A 17,972-nucleotide genomic window follows, 5' to 3' on the forward strand; every position below is an offset into this window, starting at 1 on the left:
AGGCCTTTATGCTTATAACTTCAATTCTGAAGTAGCCAAAGTATCCCCTTTTTCTTCTGAGTAAGATATTTTTAAAGTACCGGAATTTAGATTTACCTCCGTAGCATTTCTAAGCTCAAAGCTAAAAATCCTTTTTTCATTAGGCGTATACACCGAAACTCCTTTTACCATTCCCACTTCGGTTTGAGTACCATTAGGGGCGATATGAGTTGCTGTTAAATTTCCGTAAACCGACATATTACCGGAACGATTAATTACCAGTGATAATCTTGGATTTTCGGATTCGGTTTCTAATGTAAGATCGGTAAGTGTAATATTTGTTGTAGATGTTCCTTCCCTTAAAATAATTGGGATACTAATTCCAAAAACGGTTTTTATATTTATGGAAATTCCATCACTTTCCTCAGTTTCTTCTGCACCAAGCGCGGTTTGATCTTCTACCGCGCGAAAATACATATGCGATCGGTATTCACCCTGTTCCAGGTCTCCGGTCCTGGTTTTTTGTACACGAATAGTTTGTGCTTCATTGGGAGCCAAACTAACGCGTCTTGGAAAATAGCGTAGAAAATTCTCAGCAAATCGCTGACCATCTTCAGGCGCTTCCACCTGTTCAAAATTTCCTTTTTCGGTCATGATGTAATTCACAAAAGAAATGGCATACACGGCGGTATCGCTGCCGGTATTTGCAAGGTTTATTTCCTGTGAACGTTCAGAACCCTCAAAAACCAAACGCTTGGGCATAATCATAAGATCTCCCTGGGCGTAAGCTGCAAGTCCTGAAAAAATAAAAATAAAGAAAAGGAGTAGGGGGCTAAGTAATTTTTTTATCATATCCTGGGGCTGGATTTTTAGGTTATATCATTGGGTACAAAGATACTAAATAAGAATTTACCTGTTAAGAAAATCTAAAAATTTAATTATAGGATACCGTTACATTAAAACCGGAGGAATTAGTATAAAGGCCAGAAGTCTGGTTGGCTTCCAGGTTTAAAGTGCCTCCAATTTTTATAATATCGGCTACACTACCTTCCTGTGGAGCAACAGTAAACTGGTCTATTGTAAGAACCTGGTTAGGATTTTCCTGGTTATATAAGGTAAATTGCTCGGGTAAGGTAATTGAGTAATTATTGTTGCCATGGGTAACTACAGCTTCTGCGGGATTTACCGTACCGGGAATAGAATTGGAAATTTGTACTCCGTAAGCCACCCTGGAGCCGTCTGGCGATAAAATCACCTGTCCTGGATTATAAGCACTTATTACGTTACCAAAATCAAGATCTACCGTTTTATCAATTTGGATTGGGTCTATAACTGTTGCCCTGCTATTTACAGTCGCTGAAGCCGAATTTTGTGCCGAAGCACTAAACCCGATTAAGCTAAAAAATAAAATGAAAAGATAATTCTTCATTATGTATTTTATAAAAAAGTTAGGGACATATTGGTTTAAACTAAAAAACGCCGCCACAAGGGGCGGCGTTTTTTATATTCTAAAGTAAGTGTTTACTATTCGTAAGCTACGGTAACTGTTACAGTACCGCTGTATTCTCCTTCTGCTTGAAGAGCATTTACAGTTAAGGCACCACCCACAGTTAAGGTTTGATCAGCACCAGTTCCAACTACATTTTCATTACCTAAACTGCTTTCAAAGGTTACAGGCATATCATCTCCAGCACCAGTTAAACCTATACCAGGAATGGTTATACTATATTTATAAGCTTCAGCTGCTTTAACTGTGAATGAGGCCGCTTGTACAGTTGTACTCGGTGCCAATAAATCATTAGTAGTGGCAGTTCTATCACCGTCAGTACTAACAGTTACACTACCCCCGGCTGAAGATCCAATTATACGTCCAAAATCTAAGTCAGTTCCATCATTAATTTCAATAGGACTAACAATTTCTGCATTTACAGTAGCTGTTCCTTCTGCTGAGCTTTGTGCAAAAGCAGTTCCAGAAATAAGGCTTACAAGTAGGATAAAAGTAATTTTTTTCATTTTGAGTATTTTTTAGTTTTTGATTTGGGTTCAAAAGTTTAACACTGCAAATATGGGGGTAAACCCCTATACAAATGAAATTTATTCGTTCAACAAAACAAAATACTCGTTGAAATACACTTTGGTTAAAGTAACCATAAAACTACATCGTTGTAGGAGAGGTGATTTAAAAAAATTAATTGTAGTTTACAGTAACTTGCAGATCGCCAGTGGTTTTATAATCTCCCGGTTCCTGATTTGGATTAACAATTAGGCTGGCGCCAACTCTTATTGTTTTACCATCACCATTTATACTGCTTCCATCATAATTAGTAGTAAAATCCTGAAGCAACATACTTTCACCATCGCTATTTAAGCGGTGAGTACCTTTCGGGAGACTAATACCAAAAGCATAGCCGCTTTGCCCGGTAACTTCAAAAGTAGCTGCAGAAACATTTCCGCCATTGGCTAATTCTAATTCACCGGTTGTAATTCTGGTATTTTCAGGAGAAAGAATAACAGCACCGCCATTTTTAGCATCAATATTTGCAAATTGCATATTAGAAGTTGTGGTAATTCCTATGGGTTGGATAATGGTGGCAGAAGCCGTAAAGTTTGCCGTTGCTGAAGCCTGCGAAAAAACAGGAGACATTCCTGTAAAGAGAAGAATTAGTGTTATTAAATATAATCGCGTCATTAAGATATTGCATTAAAAAGATTTTCGGAATATAAAGATATAGAAAAACTTTCATTACAATCGACAAAAGACAAAAAATATCGATGAAATACACTATTTTACGAAATATTAAATCCAAAAGCATAATTTGCTCTTAATTTTTGTTTCTGTTGGAGCTTAGGAGGACATTATTAAGGATCTTCTAATAACCTGAAATAATTTCTTCATTTTGAAATCAGAAATTCGGTAGATTATGAAAAGAATATGTTTAATTTAGAGGATTTAATCTACTATTTGAAAACACTTTATCTATGAAAAACGCTTACACAACCAGTTTAAACCTTCAAAACACCGATTTTGGGCTGCTATTATTTAGAATATTTATTTCAGGATTAATGCTCACACACGGAGTTCCCAAACTCATTACATTTTTTGGAAGCGAAGAAATAGCATTTGCAGATCCTATAGGTTTGGGCGAAACAGTGAGCTTTACATTTGCTGTTTTTGCGGAATTTGTTTGTGCTATACTTATATTATTAGGATGGTCTACACGCTTTGCAGCAATCCCATTAATTATAACAATGGCTGTAGCTGCAATTATTGTTCACTGGACCGATGGTTTTGGACGCCAGGAATTACCTTTATTATATATGGGAGGATTTCTCTTGCTTTTCTTTACCGGTGCAGGTAAATTCTCACTGGATTATTATCTTTTAAAGAGAAAATAATGAATAAGGAGAATCGTCGGGATTTTTTAAAGAAAACCGGCTTGGTAGGTATCGGCAGCTTTATCAATCCATTTTCAGTTTTTTCTGAAAATCAACGAAAATTCAATAAATTTCAGCAAAATTCCTATTTAATTAAGAACGCCACCATTTTAAGTATGGACGATGAAATTGGCGATTTGGCTTCCGCCGATATTCTTATTAAAGACGGTAAAATAGCAAAACTTGGGAATCAAATTGAAATTCCTCCAGGCACTGAAACAATTAATGCCGAAGGTGGCATTTTAATTCCGGGGCTTATTGATTGTCATTGGCATTTATGGACCTCCTTATTACGTAGTATGGCCGGGGATTCTGCTGAAGAAGGCTATTTTAAAATGACAGCCCGATTTTCCAGGCTGTATACTCCAGAAGATATGGAGCTGGCGGCAAACTATGCTATTGCCGAAGCTATTTATTCCGGAATTACCTGTATAAGCGATTATAATCATAATGCCAGAAGCCCAGAATTTGTAAAAGCCAGTTTTGATGCCATGACGAATATGGGCATTCGGGGTCACGTTAGTTATGGAACTTATCGTGATATGCCTGGTAGCACTCCTACCGATTTTAAAGGAATTAATGAATTAAAACAACTAATTAATTTAAATTCAAAATATAAAGACATCAGTTTAGGACTGGGTTCACGTTCTGCGAATTACCAAAATATCGAAAAAGACTGGGAACGAGCCCGGGAGTTGGGCTTACAAATTACCATTCACGCCAGTTCTAATGAGAGTCAAAAAGATCAAATAGCATCGCTATTCAGAAAAAATCTTTTAGCTGAAGATGTCAATATTATTCACGGCAACGCAATTACTCCAGATGAAGTTAAAATGGTAGAAAATACCGGGGCGAGTCTTACCATGACGCCGTATTCTGAAATGCGCATTGGCTATGGCCTACCAAAAATTAATGAATTATATGAATCTAAAATTAATTGCTGTGTAGGCATAGATACTACCGCTTTAACCGGAAACGCTCACTTACTGGATTCTTTGAAATTACTACAAAACCTCGCAAATGCTAATGCTAAAAATGAATTTTACTTGCATCCAAAGGAAGTTTTAAAAATGGCAACAATAAATGGAGCTAAAAATTTGGGTATAGATAAGGAAACCGGTTCAATCACACCGGGAAAAAGTGCCGACCTGGTTTTACTAAAAAAATCTGATATTAATTTTTCTACCGGTAATAAACCTTATCACCTTGCAATTGAAGCCGCACTGCCCGAAAATATGAAACTGGTTATGGCAAAAGGAAAAATTTTAAAGTACGATGAGCAGCTCACCAGCATAGATACCAACAACTTAATAGAGCAGGCTAAAAATCGTTTTGCAGAAATGGAAAAAGAAATTAAATAAAACCTTCCTGAAATTAATTCATTATTAGGAAGGTTATTAAAGTATCTGTTTATTCGAGATTTAATGCTCCGAGGCTCGCCTCGAAATCAAAGTAACTGGTGCCTGAGCAACTAATTATCCTTGGTCGTATCAGGATCGGGAATATCATCTAAATCTTGCTTTTCCTTTTGGGTTCCTTTTTTATTAAACCGGTAATTTTCTTCGTCTACCAATTTATCTTTATCGTTTTTGGCGGTTTGGTTACTGCCCGGGATATCTAAATTATCGGCAGTAAAATCTACCGGTTTCTCCCTGTCTAATTCTTTATCCTGACCTTTATTCATGCTTCGGCCTTTTTTATTTAAGGCTTGTTTATCTTCAGCAGTAACATCAGCATTATACTTTTTGTTTTCTTCTTGCTTACTCATATCTCTATTTTTCTTTTAAATTAAGAAATAGAATAGAACCTTTGGGTTAAGAACTGGTTAAAATAAAAAGGCCTAAAAAGAATTCAATCTTTTTAGGCCCGTAATAATTGGAAATAGGTTGATTATTCAGATTCCAACATCGCAAAGAATTTATCCAGGTTTGGTATAATTACAATCCTGGTTCTTCTGTTTTTTGATCTGTTATCGTTATTGGTATTATCTACCAAAGGTTGGTAGCTACTTCTACCTGCTGCGATAAGTTTTTCTGGTGCTACATTATACTTGTCCTGAAGTATTCTAACAATTGAAGTTGCTCTTCTTACACTTAAATCCCAGTTATCCTGGATGTAAGATCCTTCTACCATAGTACGATCGTCGGTATGGCCTTCAATCATTACTTCCATTGCAGGTTCAGAGTTTATTACTTCAGCAAGCTTTTTTAGTAAAGGTTGAGCATTGTTAGATACACGGTAGCTTCCGCTTCCAAATAATAATTTATCTGAAACATTAATCATTACTACAGTTTCATCTACAGTAATATCAATATCTTCATCGTCAGCTCCTTCAGAAATATTGCTTTTTAGATTGTGCGAAACTGCAAGGTTAATAGAATCTTCTAAAGTTTCGGCACCCGATACTTTCTTAGGATCCATTTTTGCGATTGTTGCCCGCATCTGGGTCTTGTTATTATTAGACATCACAGTAAGATCGTTCATCTCCATCTTACTATCATTCTCTTCGCGTAAAGAATTAATTTTTGAATTGTAATCTGCTACACGCTCTTCAATACGTGCAAATTTTTCTTCAATTTCTTCTTTTTCTACCTGAGTTTTTTGCAACGTGCTTCGGGTATCGTTTAATTCTTCCTCTAAAGTCACGTATTTTTTCTTAGAAACACACGAGCTTAGCATTGTTGCGGCTAAAACGGTTACAGCGATTGTTCTTTTCATATTTCGGATTTTTTAAGTTAGGCCTTGTATAATTTAGATTTGGTTTTTGTAAGGCTTGTAGGTATTGGGCGAGAATCATACCATGTTGGTAAAGTAGTTGATAGTATAAAGTAGATAAACCCCGGTTGGTTTTTTAACTTCTCATTTTATGAGACTTAGAAGGACCCTTTAAGGAGAAATTAACTTTGTAGAAAGGTTTTCGGTTAAAAAAGTATAATTCCAAAATCTGTGGAATTCGATCAAAATGTGTGGTAAAATTACACACTTTTTAATATTGAAAAGTTGAATTGTCCCATTCGGCATCAGGGTTAAATAACTTACTACAATATTTTAAAATTATTTTTACTTACTAATATTATAAATGTAAATGGGAATTATGAAAAATTCAAAGTCTTTTTACCGGGTGATTTTATCGATCCTACTTGCTTTTAGTTTATCGGCTTGTAGTAATGACGACGATGTAGATAATGTAGATGACGTAACCGATGATCTTACAGATGATGTGAATGGATCTGACGACGCCAATAATGGAAGTGGTGATGGAAATGGAGATCCTGATCCTGATGCGGCAGCTGTTTTTGTTTTAATAGATGAAGAAAGTATTGATAATGGAAACGAACCAAACGATTTCTCTGAAACCGATGTGAACGATGATATTTCTGCAATTGGACAACGAGACGTGCTCGCATATTTTAGCGAAAATCCCGGTGAAGAAATTACACTTTATACCGGCCAGACCGGCGATGAAGCCTGGTTTGTATTAAAAGAAATTCCGACCTCCTGGGACGAGGCCGGGCCAAATGAAAGTGGCGCGAGAAACTTCCTTGAAGCCGGTCCCGGTTTAGGCCAGGACGAAACTGAAGATTTATTAGATGAAGTTCCCGACGTCACACCACTTAGGGCAACCGGATTGGCCATGTTGACTGGTCAAACCATTATTGCAGTAGTTTTTGATAGCGATATTAGCATCAATTACGATCCTTTAGAAGGAAATTTACAGGGAGAAAACCTTGGTGTAGTTGCTTTTGAAGTATTAAACGTTACCGAAAGAGCAGATGGTTCAGATTCTGATTTGCCATCTGTAAATATCAGGATTTTAGATTATGCGGCAGTTGAAGCCCTGCAATTAAACCTGTTTAACAACGCACCGGTACCAGAATCCTCTTCAGAACCTGAAGATATAACGCCACCCGCTACGATTCCAGATATTGAATTAAGTCCCGCGGAATAATGCTTAATTAACTAAACCTTAAGCCTAAAAACTTCATATTATTGTAAGAATACAATAAATTTGGAATTCTAGCGATCACAGGATTTGGAAAAAGAAAAAAAGAAGAAGAAAAAAAGATACCGCATATTAAAGATCCTCGCAAAATTCTTTGCGGGGCTCTTTATTTTTATAATACTTTTGCTCCTTTTTATTAGAAGTCCCTGGGGCCAGGACATTATAAAAGAACAGGTAGTAAAGAATATTTCGGGTAAAACCAATACCGAAATTTCTCTGGATAAACTCTTTATAACCTTTGCCGGAAATATCCAGCTCGATGGTCTTTACCTTGAGGATAAAAAAGGAGATACCCTGGTGTATTCAAAATCCCTGGAAGCCGATATTCCTATTTGGCCCATTATTCAGGGAAATGCTGTAAGTATAGACAATTTAGATTGGGAAGGTTTAAAAGCTAATATTACCAGAAAAGATTCTATTGAAGGCTTTAATTACGAATTTTTAATGGAAGCTTTCGCAGCCGATTCTACCCAACAAACTACTCAAACCACTACACAGCAAGATACTACTGCTACACAGGAAATTAATATTGGAGATTTAAACTTTAAAGATTTTGACATCACTTTTAGAGATGATGTAATGGGAATTGACACCCAGGTGAACTTCGAAGAGCTTATACTGGAACTGGAAAAAACCGATCTTGAAAAAATGGATTTCCGCGCCAAAAATGCCAGCATAACCAATGCGCAAATAAATTATACTCAAAATAAGCCATTTCCCGAACCCGAAAATGAAGAACCGGCACCTATGCCATATTTGATGGTAGATAATTTTAACCTGGAAAATGTGCAGGCTAATTATAATTCTGTTCCTGATGGAATTAATGCGAATCTGGATATCACAGAATTTCTAGCTGAAGTTCCGGTAATGGATCTTAAAAGTCAGGAGATTAAAGTGAACAGGCTGGCACTTAATAATTCTGATATTAAATTGGAAATGAAAACTTTAGAAAAGCCCCAGGATACTATTAGCACTGATACTTCAGCGTTTACCTGGCCCGAATGGAAGGTAGATGTAAATGAAATTAATTTTTCTGAAAATAAACTAAGTTATTTAGTAGATAGCGCTAAGCCTAAACAGGGGAAATTTAATCCTGAAGCTCTGGTGCTTGATTCTCTTAATTTTAATGCGAATAATTTATTTTTAAGAGACCAAAAATCTGGGGTAGAAGTTGTTGCATTAAACTTTAATGAAGCCTCAGGCCTTAATTTAAAAAAGCTTAATTTCAACTTAAATCTTCAAGAAACGCAATTAAACCTTTCAGACCTGGCATTGGCCTTAAATGAAAACCAATTAGAAGGTGAAGCTACTTTAAAATATAATTCTATCCAGGAATTAATTGATAATTCTGAATCGGCAGAGCTTGCGTTAAATTTACCTACCATTTTAGTAGATATAAAAGACGCTTTTAGATTTCAGCCAAATTTAAGGTCTAATCCTTATATGAAGGAATTAAGTACAAATAAAGTATCAGGAAATCTTCAGGCTTCAGGAAAACTTTCAGCAATAGCTATTGCCAGGGCTAATTTTAATTGGAAAAACACTTCATTTTCTGCTAACGGAAATATTTATAACGCCACAGATCCCGATAATATTCGTTTCAATATTCCGCGTTTCAATGCAAAATCCAGGAAATCTGATCTTAAAGGTTTTGTAAGTGATAAAGATTTGGGTATCAATATTCCTAAAAATATTCAGCTTAGTGGGAATTTTGAAGGCGGCCTGGAAGATCTTTCTACCAAAGCACTTTTACAAACTTCCGAAGGTGATATTCGCTTAAAAGGGAACTTCTCAAACCAGGAAGAAATAGTTTTTGAAGGAATAATGACTTCAGAAGAACTTGAGCTGGGAAATATTCTGCAAAATCAAAGCCTGGGTGCTTTAAATATTAAAATTGAAACTTCTGGAAAGGGAAGTACAATAAACACGCTTGATGCCACCCTGGACGCGACCATAATTTCATTTGCTTATAACAATTACGAGATAAAAGATCTAAATATCTCGGGTGATATTGAGGACGGAAACGGGAATATCACTTCAAGTTATCAAGACGATAACTTAGAATTAGCGCTAAATTCACAGGTAGAGCTAGATTCGGTGAAACCTAGAGCGAATCTTAATTTAGATTTAAAAGGAGCCAGGTTACAGGAACTGGGACTGGCATCCCGGGATATTCGATTGGCCTTTAAACTGGCCGCGCAGTATGAGGGAAATGCAGAAGAATATGAAACCTACGCCGATATTAAAGATGCGGTTGTAGTGTATGATAATGATACCTATCTCCCCGGCGACTTAAGCGCTCACGCTTTTGTACGCACCGATTCTACTTCGTTACAGATTAGCAATAAAATTTTAGAACTGGATTTAAAATCTAATGCCGATCCCGTAGATTTATCTACCGCACTAAATCGACATTACGAATCTTATTTTACCGAAGTAGATCCTTTAGATACCGTGCACACGCCAGTGAATTTAAAACTGCGTGGTACTATCATGGATGATCCTGTTTTAAGCGAAGTTTTCTTATCTAATTTAGAAGAATTAGATACTATTCATATTGAAGCCGATTTTAATGAAAAAGAGCGAAAACTGGATGCCCTGGTAAGTTTGCCTTATATAAATTATTATAGCAGTGAGATTGACAGCCTGGAATTCAGTTTAAATTCAGATCCTGAGAATTTTGAATTTAACCTTGGGTTCAATGCCATTAATTCGGGACCGATCGCTATTCAGAAAACCGATTTTTACGGAAGCCTTACAGAAGATAAACTTTTACTTGATTTCACTTCTATGCAGGGTGAAGAAAGTTTAATTCATATGGCTTCAGAAATCACAAAACCGGGAGACAGCCTTAAATTTCATATTAATCCGGAAGATTTAATATTGAATAAAAAGGAATGGAATATTGCTGCAAACAATGAAATGATTGTGTTCGATCAGGAAATTACTGCGAATAATTTCAGATTAAGCCGAAATAACCAGGAAATGCTGTTAAGCAGTGAACTATCCTATTCAGACAAAAATCATATTGGTTTAGAGTTTAATAACTTCAATTTAAGCGCATTACTTAATTATTTAAATCCTGAAGAAGAATTAGCCACCGGGCAATTAAACGGTCATTTAATTTTTGAAGACCCTTTGCAAAAAATCGGAATTCTTGCAGGAATGGAGATCAACCAATTAAATGTAATGCAGGTTGAACTTGGTAAACTAACTTTAAATTCTACGCCTAAAGCCGATTTTTTATATGATGTTGGCCTGGCGATAAAAGGTGAGAATGTAGATCTTGATATGAGTGGCGATTTCCAGGCGCTGGATTCTACTACCGCGTTAGATATGGAAATGCAGATTAATAAAATTAGCATGAAAACAGTGGAAGGTTTTTCAATGGGGGCCATTAATAATGGTGAAGGAAGCTTTTCTGGAAATTTAAGCCTTGGAGGAACTACTACAGAACCGGAATATAACGGGCAGCTTCAGTTTGATGAAGCGCAATTTCGTGTAGCTTTACTTAATGCGCTATTTAAATTTCCGTCAGAAACCTTGAAATTTGATAATGCGGGAATCTATTTTAATGAATTTAAAGTTGAAGATAAGGATGCAAACTCGTTTGTAATAAACGGCGAAATATTAACCGAAAATCTATTGAACCCAAGCTTTGATTTAGATTTTAGAGCCAGGAATTTCCAGGTGCTTAACTCTACAAAAGAAGATAATGAAATGTTTTATGGTACCGCCACGTTTGATGCCGACGCCACTTTAACCGGCGATCTTAATATTCCTAATTTAGATATGGATATTACTGTAGGTTCTAATACCGATTTCACGTACGTAATGGTGGAAGAAGAATTGGCGATGCAGGAACGAGACGGAGTAGTGATTTTTACAAACCGTGAAGATCCTGATGATATCCTTACCGGTAACGAGGAAGAAGAATCGGCTACGCTTACTGGTTATAATATTAACGCCAGGATTAATATTAATGAAGATGCTGCATTCAGTATAATTATAGATGAACAAACCGGTGATAATTTTAGAGTAAAAGGAGAGGGAGAATTAAATTTTAATATTTCACCTAACGGAAGAATGACGCTGGCGGGCCGCTACACAATGAGTGACGGTCATTATGAAATGAGCTTATATAATTTGGTGAAACGTAGATTTGATATCGCTGAAGGTAGCCGAATTACCTGGGCAGGAGATCCTTTTGATGCTACGTTAGATGTGAGTGCCATTTATAGGGTAGAAGCATCACCTTCGTCTCTTATGGCTACAACCCAAGGCGCTGCAGATGATCCGTCGTTTAGAAGAGAATTACCATTTTTGGTTTATCTTAATGTAGATGGAGAATTAATGCAGCCTAAATTATCTTTTGGACTGCAAATGCCAGAAGAAGAACGGGGCTCAGGTGGAGGCCGGGTTTATGGTCGTTTACAACAATTGAACAGTCAGGAAGCAGAGTTAAATAAACAGGTTTTTTCCTTATTGGTACTTAACCGTTTTTACCCAACTTCAGGAAGTGCTGGAGACGGTGGCGGAAATCTTTCTATTGCTCGCGATAATTTAAATCAGGCGCTTTCAGATCAATTAAATGTGTTCTCAGATAAATTACTGGGAGATACCGGCGTTGAACTAAATTTTGGAGTAGACAGTTATACCGATTACCAGGGAAATACGGCTACCGAACGTACACAGGTAGATATTGAAGCACAAAAACGTTTACTGGACGATCGTTTAATTGTAAGTGTAGGGAGCGAAGTAGATGTGCAGGGAAGTAATCGTCCCGGGGAAGAAGCGAGTCCGTTGATTGGAAATGTAAGCATAGAGTATTTACTTACCGAAACCGGGAGATTTAGGTTAAAAGGTTTTAGAAGAAATGAGTTTGAAAATGTTATAGACGGCCAGCTTATTGTTAGCGGGATAGCCTTTATTTTTACTCGGGAATTCAATGAATTTCAGGAGTTATGGGATAATTTCTTTTTGAAAGAAGACGAAGAAGAGCAGGCCGAGAATAAGGAAGAAAAAAATTAATAGGTGTAATCAGAATTTTACAAGACTCCCAGGAATTATTAAAATATCGGGATAATGTAAGTTGGTGCCAAATGAACCCTTTAGGATTGAAATTATTATAAATGAAAATTTACTTAAAATATATCGCATATCTATGCGCAGTGCTTTTTCTCCTGCAAGCTTGTAATGTGAAGAAATTTGTTCCTGAAGACGAATTGCTTTACAAGGGAGCCAAAATTACCATGGAGAGCGACACAAGTATTAAAAAGCGTGCCCGTTTAAAAGCAGAGCTGGAATCGGTTTTAAGGCCAGAACCCAATAGTTCTTTTCTAGGAATGCAACCGGGACTTTATTTTCATTATAAAGCTCAGCGCGAGAAGCCTGGTTTCATCAATAAATTTTTAAACAAGCAAATAGGGGAAGAGCCGGTTTACGCAAGTGATGTAGATCCTCTTAGAACTGAAGATTTGCTAAAAAACCGGTTAGAAAATAGAGGTTTTTTCTATAGTACTGTGGTTTCAACAGTAAACCGCAAAGAAGAAAAGAAAGAAATGAAAGTGGATTATACTGCTAAAGTTCCCAGTCCATATTTACTGGAAAAATATCAGTTAGATTCAGATTCACTTCAAATTTATAAGGAGATTAGTAACAATTTAGAAGCTTCGCCTATAGAAAGTGGAATGCGGTTCGATCTTGCTACCTTAAAAATGGAAAGAGAGAGAATTGATGCCGATTTAAAATCAAAAGGCTATTATAATTTCAATCCAGGATTTTTAATTTTTGAAGCAGATACCAATCAATATGAACATAAGAATTTTGACCTGTTTTTAAGGCTAAAGAAAGATGTTCCTACCGAAAGTATAATACCTTATAAATTAGAGAGCGTTAATATTTATCCCAATTATGAAGTGGGCACCGATAGCACTACGGCAAAAACCCGCTATGCCGAAAAGAACTTTTTTCAGAAAGAATTATTTTTTAAACCAAAACATTTAGATCCTTACATTTTGCTGGAAGAAGGTCAGTTCTATAATCCTGAAAATTCCCGAAATACAGCCAGGAGGTTGGGAGAGATTGGAGCTTACAAATTTGTAAATATAAATTATACCGAAATAGATAGTTTATCTACCGATAGCTTGGGTGTGCTGGAAACCAATATCTATCTTTCTCCATTAAATAAACGCTCCTTGCGGGCAGAAATCCAGGCAGTAACAAAATCTAACGGATTTACAGGCCCAAGTTTAGCTTTAGGCTATACGAACAGGAATCTTTTTAAGGGCGGAGAAATTCTAAATATTACCGGGGATTTTGGTTATGAAGTTCAAACCGGCGGAGGCACGCAGGCAGGATTAAACAGTATACAATTAGGTTTACAGGGAGATCTTATTTTCCCCAGGTTATTATTTCCTATAAATTTTGATAAAAACTGGTTTTCGTATTCGATTCCTAAAACCAAGACAAGTTTGGGCTTTGATTATCTTACCCGAAGTAAGCTTTTTAGCCTGGGGTCTGTTTCTGCGAGGTTTGGTTATCTCTGGAATGCGAATCGTTTTGTAACCCACGAGTTCTATCCTATATCTTTAAATTATGTAAACCTGGGTAATACCACTCAGGAATTTCAGGATATATTAGACGATAACCCATTTTTAGAACGAAGTTTTAACCAGGAATTTATTGCCGGTCTAACTTATTCTTTTCTCTATAACGGTCTTATAGACGGGAATAGCAGACATCAATTCTTTATAAATTCAACCGTGGATATTGCCGGGAATTTAGTAGATGCCATAAGCGGGCGGGGAGACGAAGATCCGCAAACATTTTTAAACCTGGAATACGCCCAGTACGCCAAGGCCGATATAGATTTGCGATATCATTTAAAAACAGGATCAGATTCTAAAATAGCGACCAGACTGTTTGCCGGTTATGGGTTGCCTTATGGAAATTCTGAGGTTTTACCCTTTACAAAACAATATTTTGCCGGTGGCCCTTATAGCGTAAGAGCTTTTAATACGCGATCTTTAGGTCCCGGTACCTATACTCCGCCAAACGAAGAAGGTGCATTTTTTGACCAGGCCGGGAATATAAGGCTGGAAGCAAATCTAGAATATCGTTTTCCGCTTTTTCCATATTTATACGGAGCCGTTTTTGCCGATGCCGGGAATGTTTGGAACACAGGTGAAAATAGTACTCTTGTGGGAGGAGAATTTAGTAAAGATTTTATGAACGAACTTGGGATTGGTACCGGCTTTGGTTTAAGGGTAGATATTCAAAGTTTTGTGATTCGGGTAGATTTGGCCGCGCCTTTACACGATCCTTCTTTACAGGAAGGTGAGCGTTGGGAATTTGATTACGCAAATCCCGTGCTTAATTTTGCCATTGGTTATCCCTTCTAAAAGTGTTGAAAATGCATAAAGAAATTTTAAAACACGTTACTTCAAAAATCGAACTCTCCGACGAAGAACAACGGGAATTTGTAGGTGTTCTATCAGAAAAGCGTATTTCAAAGAAAGAATTTTTAATTGAAGCCGGGCAGCCGGTAGATTGTGAATATTATGTAGTTAAGGGATGTTTAAAAGCCTTTTATTTAGATGAAGAAGGCAATAAACATATTATTCAGTTTGCAGTAGAAGATTGGTGGATAAGCGATTTTGAAGCATTCTTCGGAAATTATCCCGCCCAGTTATATGTTGAAGCCATAGAAGATTCGGTTCTTCTTGGAATTCATCGTGATACTCTCGAAACTTTATATAAGCGAATTCCTAAATTTGAACGTTTTTTCAGAATAAAAACTACGAATGCTTTTGTAGCCTTAAGGAGTAGAATTCTTTCTTCACTTCAAAAAAATAACAAAGAACGTTACCTTGAATTTTGTAAAACCTATCCCGAAATTGAAAAACGCGTGCCCAATTACCATATTGCAAATTACCTGGGTATAAAGCCCGAAAGCCTTAGTCGCCTAAGAAAGGAGCTTTTCTAGCTTAACATTTTTTAACAGGCACGGCTAACATACATCAAGTATTTTCTTTCTCATTTCATCTAATTTAGCTCATTAATTGAGTCTTGAAATTTCACGATATTTTTTAGGATTTTCATTCTTAATTATACGCTGGTCTTATCCAGGGATTGTATTAAAAATTGCTATGAAAAAGATTAATAAAATCAACCAAAAACAATTATGAGTAAAGAACAAAACTTATTAAAGTCATATAATTTAAACGGATTAGAGCTTCCCAATAGAGTGGTGATGGCACCAATGACAAGAAGTAGAGCTGATAATCCTGAAAATACGCCAATTGAAGGTTTGCACGATGTTTATTATACCCAAAGAGCTTCTGCGGGACTTATTATTACTGAAGGTTCCCAGGTTTCTAAAGAAGCTGTGGGGTATGTTAATACACCCGGAATTTATAGTAAAGAACAGGTAGAAGGCTGGAAAATGGTAAATAAAAAAGTGCACGAAGCTAATGGCCGCATGTTCATTCAGCTTTGGCACGTGGGGAGAATGTCTCACCCAGATTTTCACAATGGGGATTTACCTTTGTCATCTTCTGCCATAAATCCTGAAGCCCAATCTTTTACTCCAGGAGGCTTCAAAGATACCGTGACGCCAAAAGAAATGACTATTGAAGATATTAAAAGAACTATTCAGGATTTCAAAAATGCGGCGAAAAATTCAATGGAAGCTAATTTTGACGGGATAGAAATTCATTCTTCCAATGGTTACCTATTTCACCAGTTTTTTAATGGAACTTCTAATAAAAGAAATGACGAATACGGTGGAAGCATAGAAAATCGTGCAAAGATCTTATTTGAAACTATAGATGCGATTAAAGAGGTTATGCCAGAGCAAAAAATTAGTTTAAGGTTAAACCCTTCACTTAACGGCATTTTTGGAATGACGATGGATGAGGAAACCATTCCAACTTTCGATTATATTATTAAGAAACTGAATGATTATAATCTTGCATATTTGCATTTATCAGAACCTTTTAATGATGTTTCTGAAGTACCATATGCGGTAACCGAAATCGCTAAAAGATACCGCCCAATGTATAATGGTACTTTAATGATTAATGCAGGATTTGACCAGGAATCAGGAAATAAAGTGATTGAAGAAGGAAATGCCGATTTGGTTGCTTTTGGTAAACCTTATATTTCCAACCCCGATTTAGTAGAACGTTTTGCTGAAAATATTCCGCTTTCAGACTGGGATTCAGATACTTTTTATGTTCCTGGAAAAAAAGGTTATATAGATTACGAAGCTAAAGCCAGAAAGCAAGAAGCTTAAACATCAGTTTAATTGCAATTATTGAAGAGGTTGTTTGGAATTAAGTTAATTCGTCATTCTGAATTTATTTCAGAATTTAATATGTTTATAATTAAAACATGCTAGACCCTGAAACCAGTTCAGGGTGACGGCCAAAAAATAACCAAACAACCTCTTTTTTTACATTAAAATGAAATCACATTCTTCCCAATAGATTTTCCCGATTCCTGAAGGTTATGAACTTCTTTAAATGTTTCAGCCTTAAGTCCGCTATAAGTTTTATTAAGCGTAGTTTCAATAATTTGTTCCTCCAAAAGTTTTGAAATTCTTTCCAGTATTTCGTGTTGTTTGTGCATATCTGGAGTTTGAAATTTTGCCCGTGTGAACATCAATTCCCAGTGAAAAGCCACACTTTTATTTTTGAGCTTATTTAGGTCTACAGGATCTTTGGTTTCAACAATAGAGCAAATGTTTCCCTGGGGTTTTATAAGTTCGGCCATGGCATCCCAGTGCAGATCGGTATCAGAAAAATTTAGAATATAATCTACATTCTCATAACCTTTAGATTTCATTTCTTCCTCTAAATTCTTATGATTTACAATAACATCGGCACCCATATTTCTGCACCATTCTTCGGTTTCATTCCTGGAAGCGGTGGCAATCACGTTAAATTTGGTAAGTTTCTTTAAAAGTTGAATTCCAATAGAACCAACTCCTCCAGCACCTCCAATTATAAGAATATCCTGATTTTCTCCAGAATTTTCTTCGATTTTTAAACGTTCAAAAATACATTCCCAGGCAGTGAGTGCAGTTAGCGGTAGAGCAGCGGCTTCTTCAAAAGAAATATTTTGTGGTTTATGGCCGGCAATATTTTCGTTTACTAACTGCAATTCGGCGTTACATCCGGGACGGTCAATTTCCCCGGCGTAAAAAACTTCATCTCCCTGTTTAAATTTTGTTACTTTATTCCCTACGCGCTCAACAATTCCGGAGGCATCCCAGCCCAAAATTTTAGGTTTATCCAGCTCCTTATCCTTTGCAGCATTTTGCCTTACTTTAAAGTCTACAGGATTTACCGAAACGGCTTTAATGCGAACCAATAGATCTGAATCTCCCGGTGTAGGGTCTTCAGTATTAAATTCAACAAAACTATCTGAATGATCTATAGGAAGCGATTTTTTTATTCCAACGGCTTTCATAATTTAATTTTTTAGAATTAACGTATTAAGATTTGAATTTAAGAAATATAAAAACCAGCGCCCAGCGCTTAAGAAAACT

At 36.5% G+C, this 17,972-nt stretch carries 14 protein-coding genes; 7 read left to right on the plus strand and 7 right to left on the minus strand.

The genetic code is table 11. The annotated features are described in order from the left end of the window. Positions 1-12: 12 nt before the first annotated feature. The 4 genes from B5488_RS03570 to B5488_RS03585 all read right to left on the minus strand — a co-directional run bounded on the left by B5488_RS03570 (position 13) and on the right by B5488_RS03585 (position 2,668). Entirely contained in the window at positions 13-831 is an 819-nt protein-coding gene (locus B5488_RS03570) for a fimbrial biogenesis chaperone (protein ID WP_079734013.1), read from the minus strand. 82 nt (positions 832-913) lie between these two features. Further along, positions 914-1,408, minus strand: coding sequence for a DUF4402 domain-containing protein (locus B5488_RS03575; RefSeq protein ID WP_079734014.1), 495 nt, complete (start codon positions 1,406-1,408; stop codon positions 914-916). 95 nt (positions 1,409-1,503) lie between these two features. Further along, positions 1,504-1,992 (minus strand): DUF4402 domain-containing protein, encoded by a 489-nt coding sequence (locus B5488_RS03580; RefSeq protein WP_079734015.1) that lies wholly within the window; start codon positions 1,990-1,992, stop codon positions 1,504-1,506. A 175-nt stretch (positions 1,993-2,167) separates the two neighbouring features. Beyond that, the gene (locus tag B5488_RS03585; RefSeq protein ID WP_079734016.1) at positions 2,168-2,668 is read right to left on the minus strand and encodes a DUF4402 domain-containing protein; all 501 of its coding nucleotides are present in this window, start codon (positions 2,666-2,668) and stop codon (positions 2,168-2,170) included. 290 nt (positions 2,669-2,958) lie between these two features. Here B5488_RS03585 and B5488_RS03590 point away from each other — a divergent pair, with 290 nt between their 5' ends. Both B5488_RS03590 and B5488_RS03595 read left to right on the plus strand, forming a co-directional pair. Beyond that, a complete protein-coding gene (locus B5488_RS03590; RefSeq protein ID WP_079734017.1) occupies positions 2,959-3,375 on the plus strand; it encodes a DoxX family protein in 417 nt (138 codons plus the stop codon). Beyond that, positions 3,375-4,775 carry an amidohydrolase family protein gene (locus tag B5488_RS03595; protein WP_079734018.1) on the plus strand — a complete coding sequence of 467 codons (1,401 nt, stop codon included), beginning with the start codon at positions 3,375-3,377 and terminating at the stop codon, positions 4,773-4,775. The genes B5488_RS03590 and B5488_RS03595 overlap by 1 nt, the downstream gene beginning before the upstream one ends. A gap of 110 nt (positions 4,776-4,885) precedes the next feature. Here the strand turns inward: B5488_RS03595 and B5488_RS03600 are convergent, their stop codons facing one another. Continuing rightward, a complete protein-coding gene (locus B5488_RS03600; RefSeq protein ID WP_079734019.1) occupies positions 4,886-5,182 on the minus strand; it encodes a hypothetical protein in 297 nt (98 codons plus the stop codon). Between the two features lie 122 nt (positions 5,183-5,304). After that, positions 5,305-6,132 carry an OmpA/MotB family protein gene (locus B5488_RS03605; protein WP_079734020.1) on the minus strand — a complete coding sequence of 276 codons (828 nt, stop codon included), beginning with the start codon at positions 6,130-6,132 and terminating at the stop codon, positions 5,305-5,307. Between the two features lie 376 nt (positions 6,133-6,508). On the opposite strand from B5488_RS03605, the gene B5488_RS03610 reads away from it, so the two are divergent. The 5 genes from B5488_RS03610 (at position 6,509) to B5488_RS03630 (ending at position 16,715) form a co-directional block, all read left to right on the plus strand. After that, a complete protein-coding gene (locus B5488_RS03610; protein ID WP_079736518.1) occupies positions 6,509-7,363 on the plus strand; it encodes a hypothetical protein in 855 nt (284 codons plus the stop codon). 84 nt (positions 7,364-7,447) lie between these two features. Beyond that, positions 7,448-12,448 carry a translocation/assembly module TamB domain-containing protein gene (locus B5488_RS03615; protein ID WP_079734021.1) on the plus strand — a complete coding sequence of 1,667 codons (5,001 nt, stop codon included), beginning with the start codon at positions 7,448-7,450 and terminating at the stop codon, positions 12,446-12,448. 101 nt (positions 12,449-12,549) lie between these two features. Next, complete coding sequence (gene tamL, locus B5488_RS03620) at positions 12,550-14,820, plus strand: translocation and assembly module lipoprotein TamL (protein ID WP_079734022.1); 2,271 nt, start codon at positions 12,550-12,552, stop codon at positions 14,818-14,820. 11 nt (positions 14,821-14,831) lie between these two features. Then, positions 14,832-15,404, plus strand: a complete 573-nt coding sequence (locus B5488_RS03625; RefSeq protein ID WP_079734023.1) for a Crp/Fnr family transcriptional regulator — start codon at positions 14,832-14,834, stop codon at positions 15,402-15,404. Positions 15,405-15,602: 198 nt separating this feature from the next. After that, entirely contained in the window at positions 15,603-16,715 is a 1,113-nt protein-coding gene (locus B5488_RS03630) for an alkene reductase (protein ID WP_079734024.1), read from the plus strand. Positions 16,716-16,879: 164 nt separating this feature from the next. Here the strand turns inward: B5488_RS03630 and B5488_RS03635 are convergent, their stop codons facing one another. Continuing rightward, positions 16,880-17,893: a zinc-binding alcohol dehydrogenase family protein gene (locus tag B5488_RS03635; RefSeq protein WP_079734025.1), complete on the minus strand. Its 1,014-nt coding sequence runs from the start codon at positions 17,891-17,893 to the stop codon at positions 16,880-16,882. Positions 17,894-17,972 lie beyond the last annotated feature (79 nt).

Source organism: Salegentibacter salegens (genome assembly GCF_900142975.1).
GTDB lineage: Bacteria > Bacteroidota > Bacteroidia > Flavobacteriales > Flavobacteriaceae > Salegentibacter > Salegentibacter salegens.

Bases quoted from the DNA above. Each gene is read 5' to 3' on its own strand.
- B5488_RS03570 (WP_079734013.1), bottom strand. From the start codon at position 831: ATGATAAAAAAATTACTTAGCCCCCTACTCCTTTTCTTTATTTTTATT.
- B5488_RS03575 (WP_079734014.1), bottom strand. From the start codon at position 1,408: ATGAAGAATTATCTTTTCATTTTATTTTTTAGCTTAATCGGGTTTAGT.
- B5488_RS03580 (WP_079734015.1), bottom strand. From the start codon at position 1,992: ATGAAAAAAATTACTTTTATCCTACTTGTAAGCCTTATTTCTGGAACT.
- B5488_RS03585 (WP_079734016.1), bottom strand. From the start codon at position 2,668: ATGACGCGATTATATTTAATAACACTAATTCTTCTCTTTACAGGAATG.
- B5488_RS03590 (WP_079734017.1), top strand. From the start codon at position 2,959: ATGAAAAACGCTTACACAACCAGTTTAAACCTTCAAAACACCGATTTT.
- B5488_RS03595 (WP_079734018.1), top strand. From the start codon at position 3,375: ATGAATAAGGAGAATCGTCGGGATTTTTTAAAGAAAACCGGCTTGGTA.
- B5488_RS03600 (WP_079734019.1), bottom strand. From the start codon at position 5,182: ATGAGTAAGCAAGAAGAAAACAAAAAGTATAATGCTGATGTTACTGCT.
- B5488_RS03605 (WP_079734020.1), bottom strand. From the start codon at position 6,132: ATGAAAAGAACAATCGCTGTAACCGTTTTAGCCGCAACAATGCTAAGC.
- B5488_RS03610 (WP_079736518.1), top strand. From the start codon at position 6,509: ATGAAAAATTCAAAGTCTTTTTACCGGGTGATTTTATCGATCCTACTT.
- tamL (WP_079734022.1), top strand. From the start codon at position 12,550: ATGAAAATTTACTTAAAATATATCGCATATCTATGCGCAGTGCTTTTT.
- B5488_RS03625 (WP_079734023.1), top strand. From the start codon at position 14,832: ATGCATAAAGAAATTTTAAAACACGTTACTTCAAAAATCGAACTCTCC.
- B5488_RS03630 (WP_079734024.1), top strand. From the start codon at position 15,603: ATGAGTAAAGAACAAAACTTATTAAAGTCATATAATTTAAACGGATTA.
- B5488_RS03635 (WP_079734025.1), bottom strand. From the start codon at position 17,893: ATGAAAGCCGTTGGAATAAAAAAATCGCTTCCTATAGATCATTCAGAT.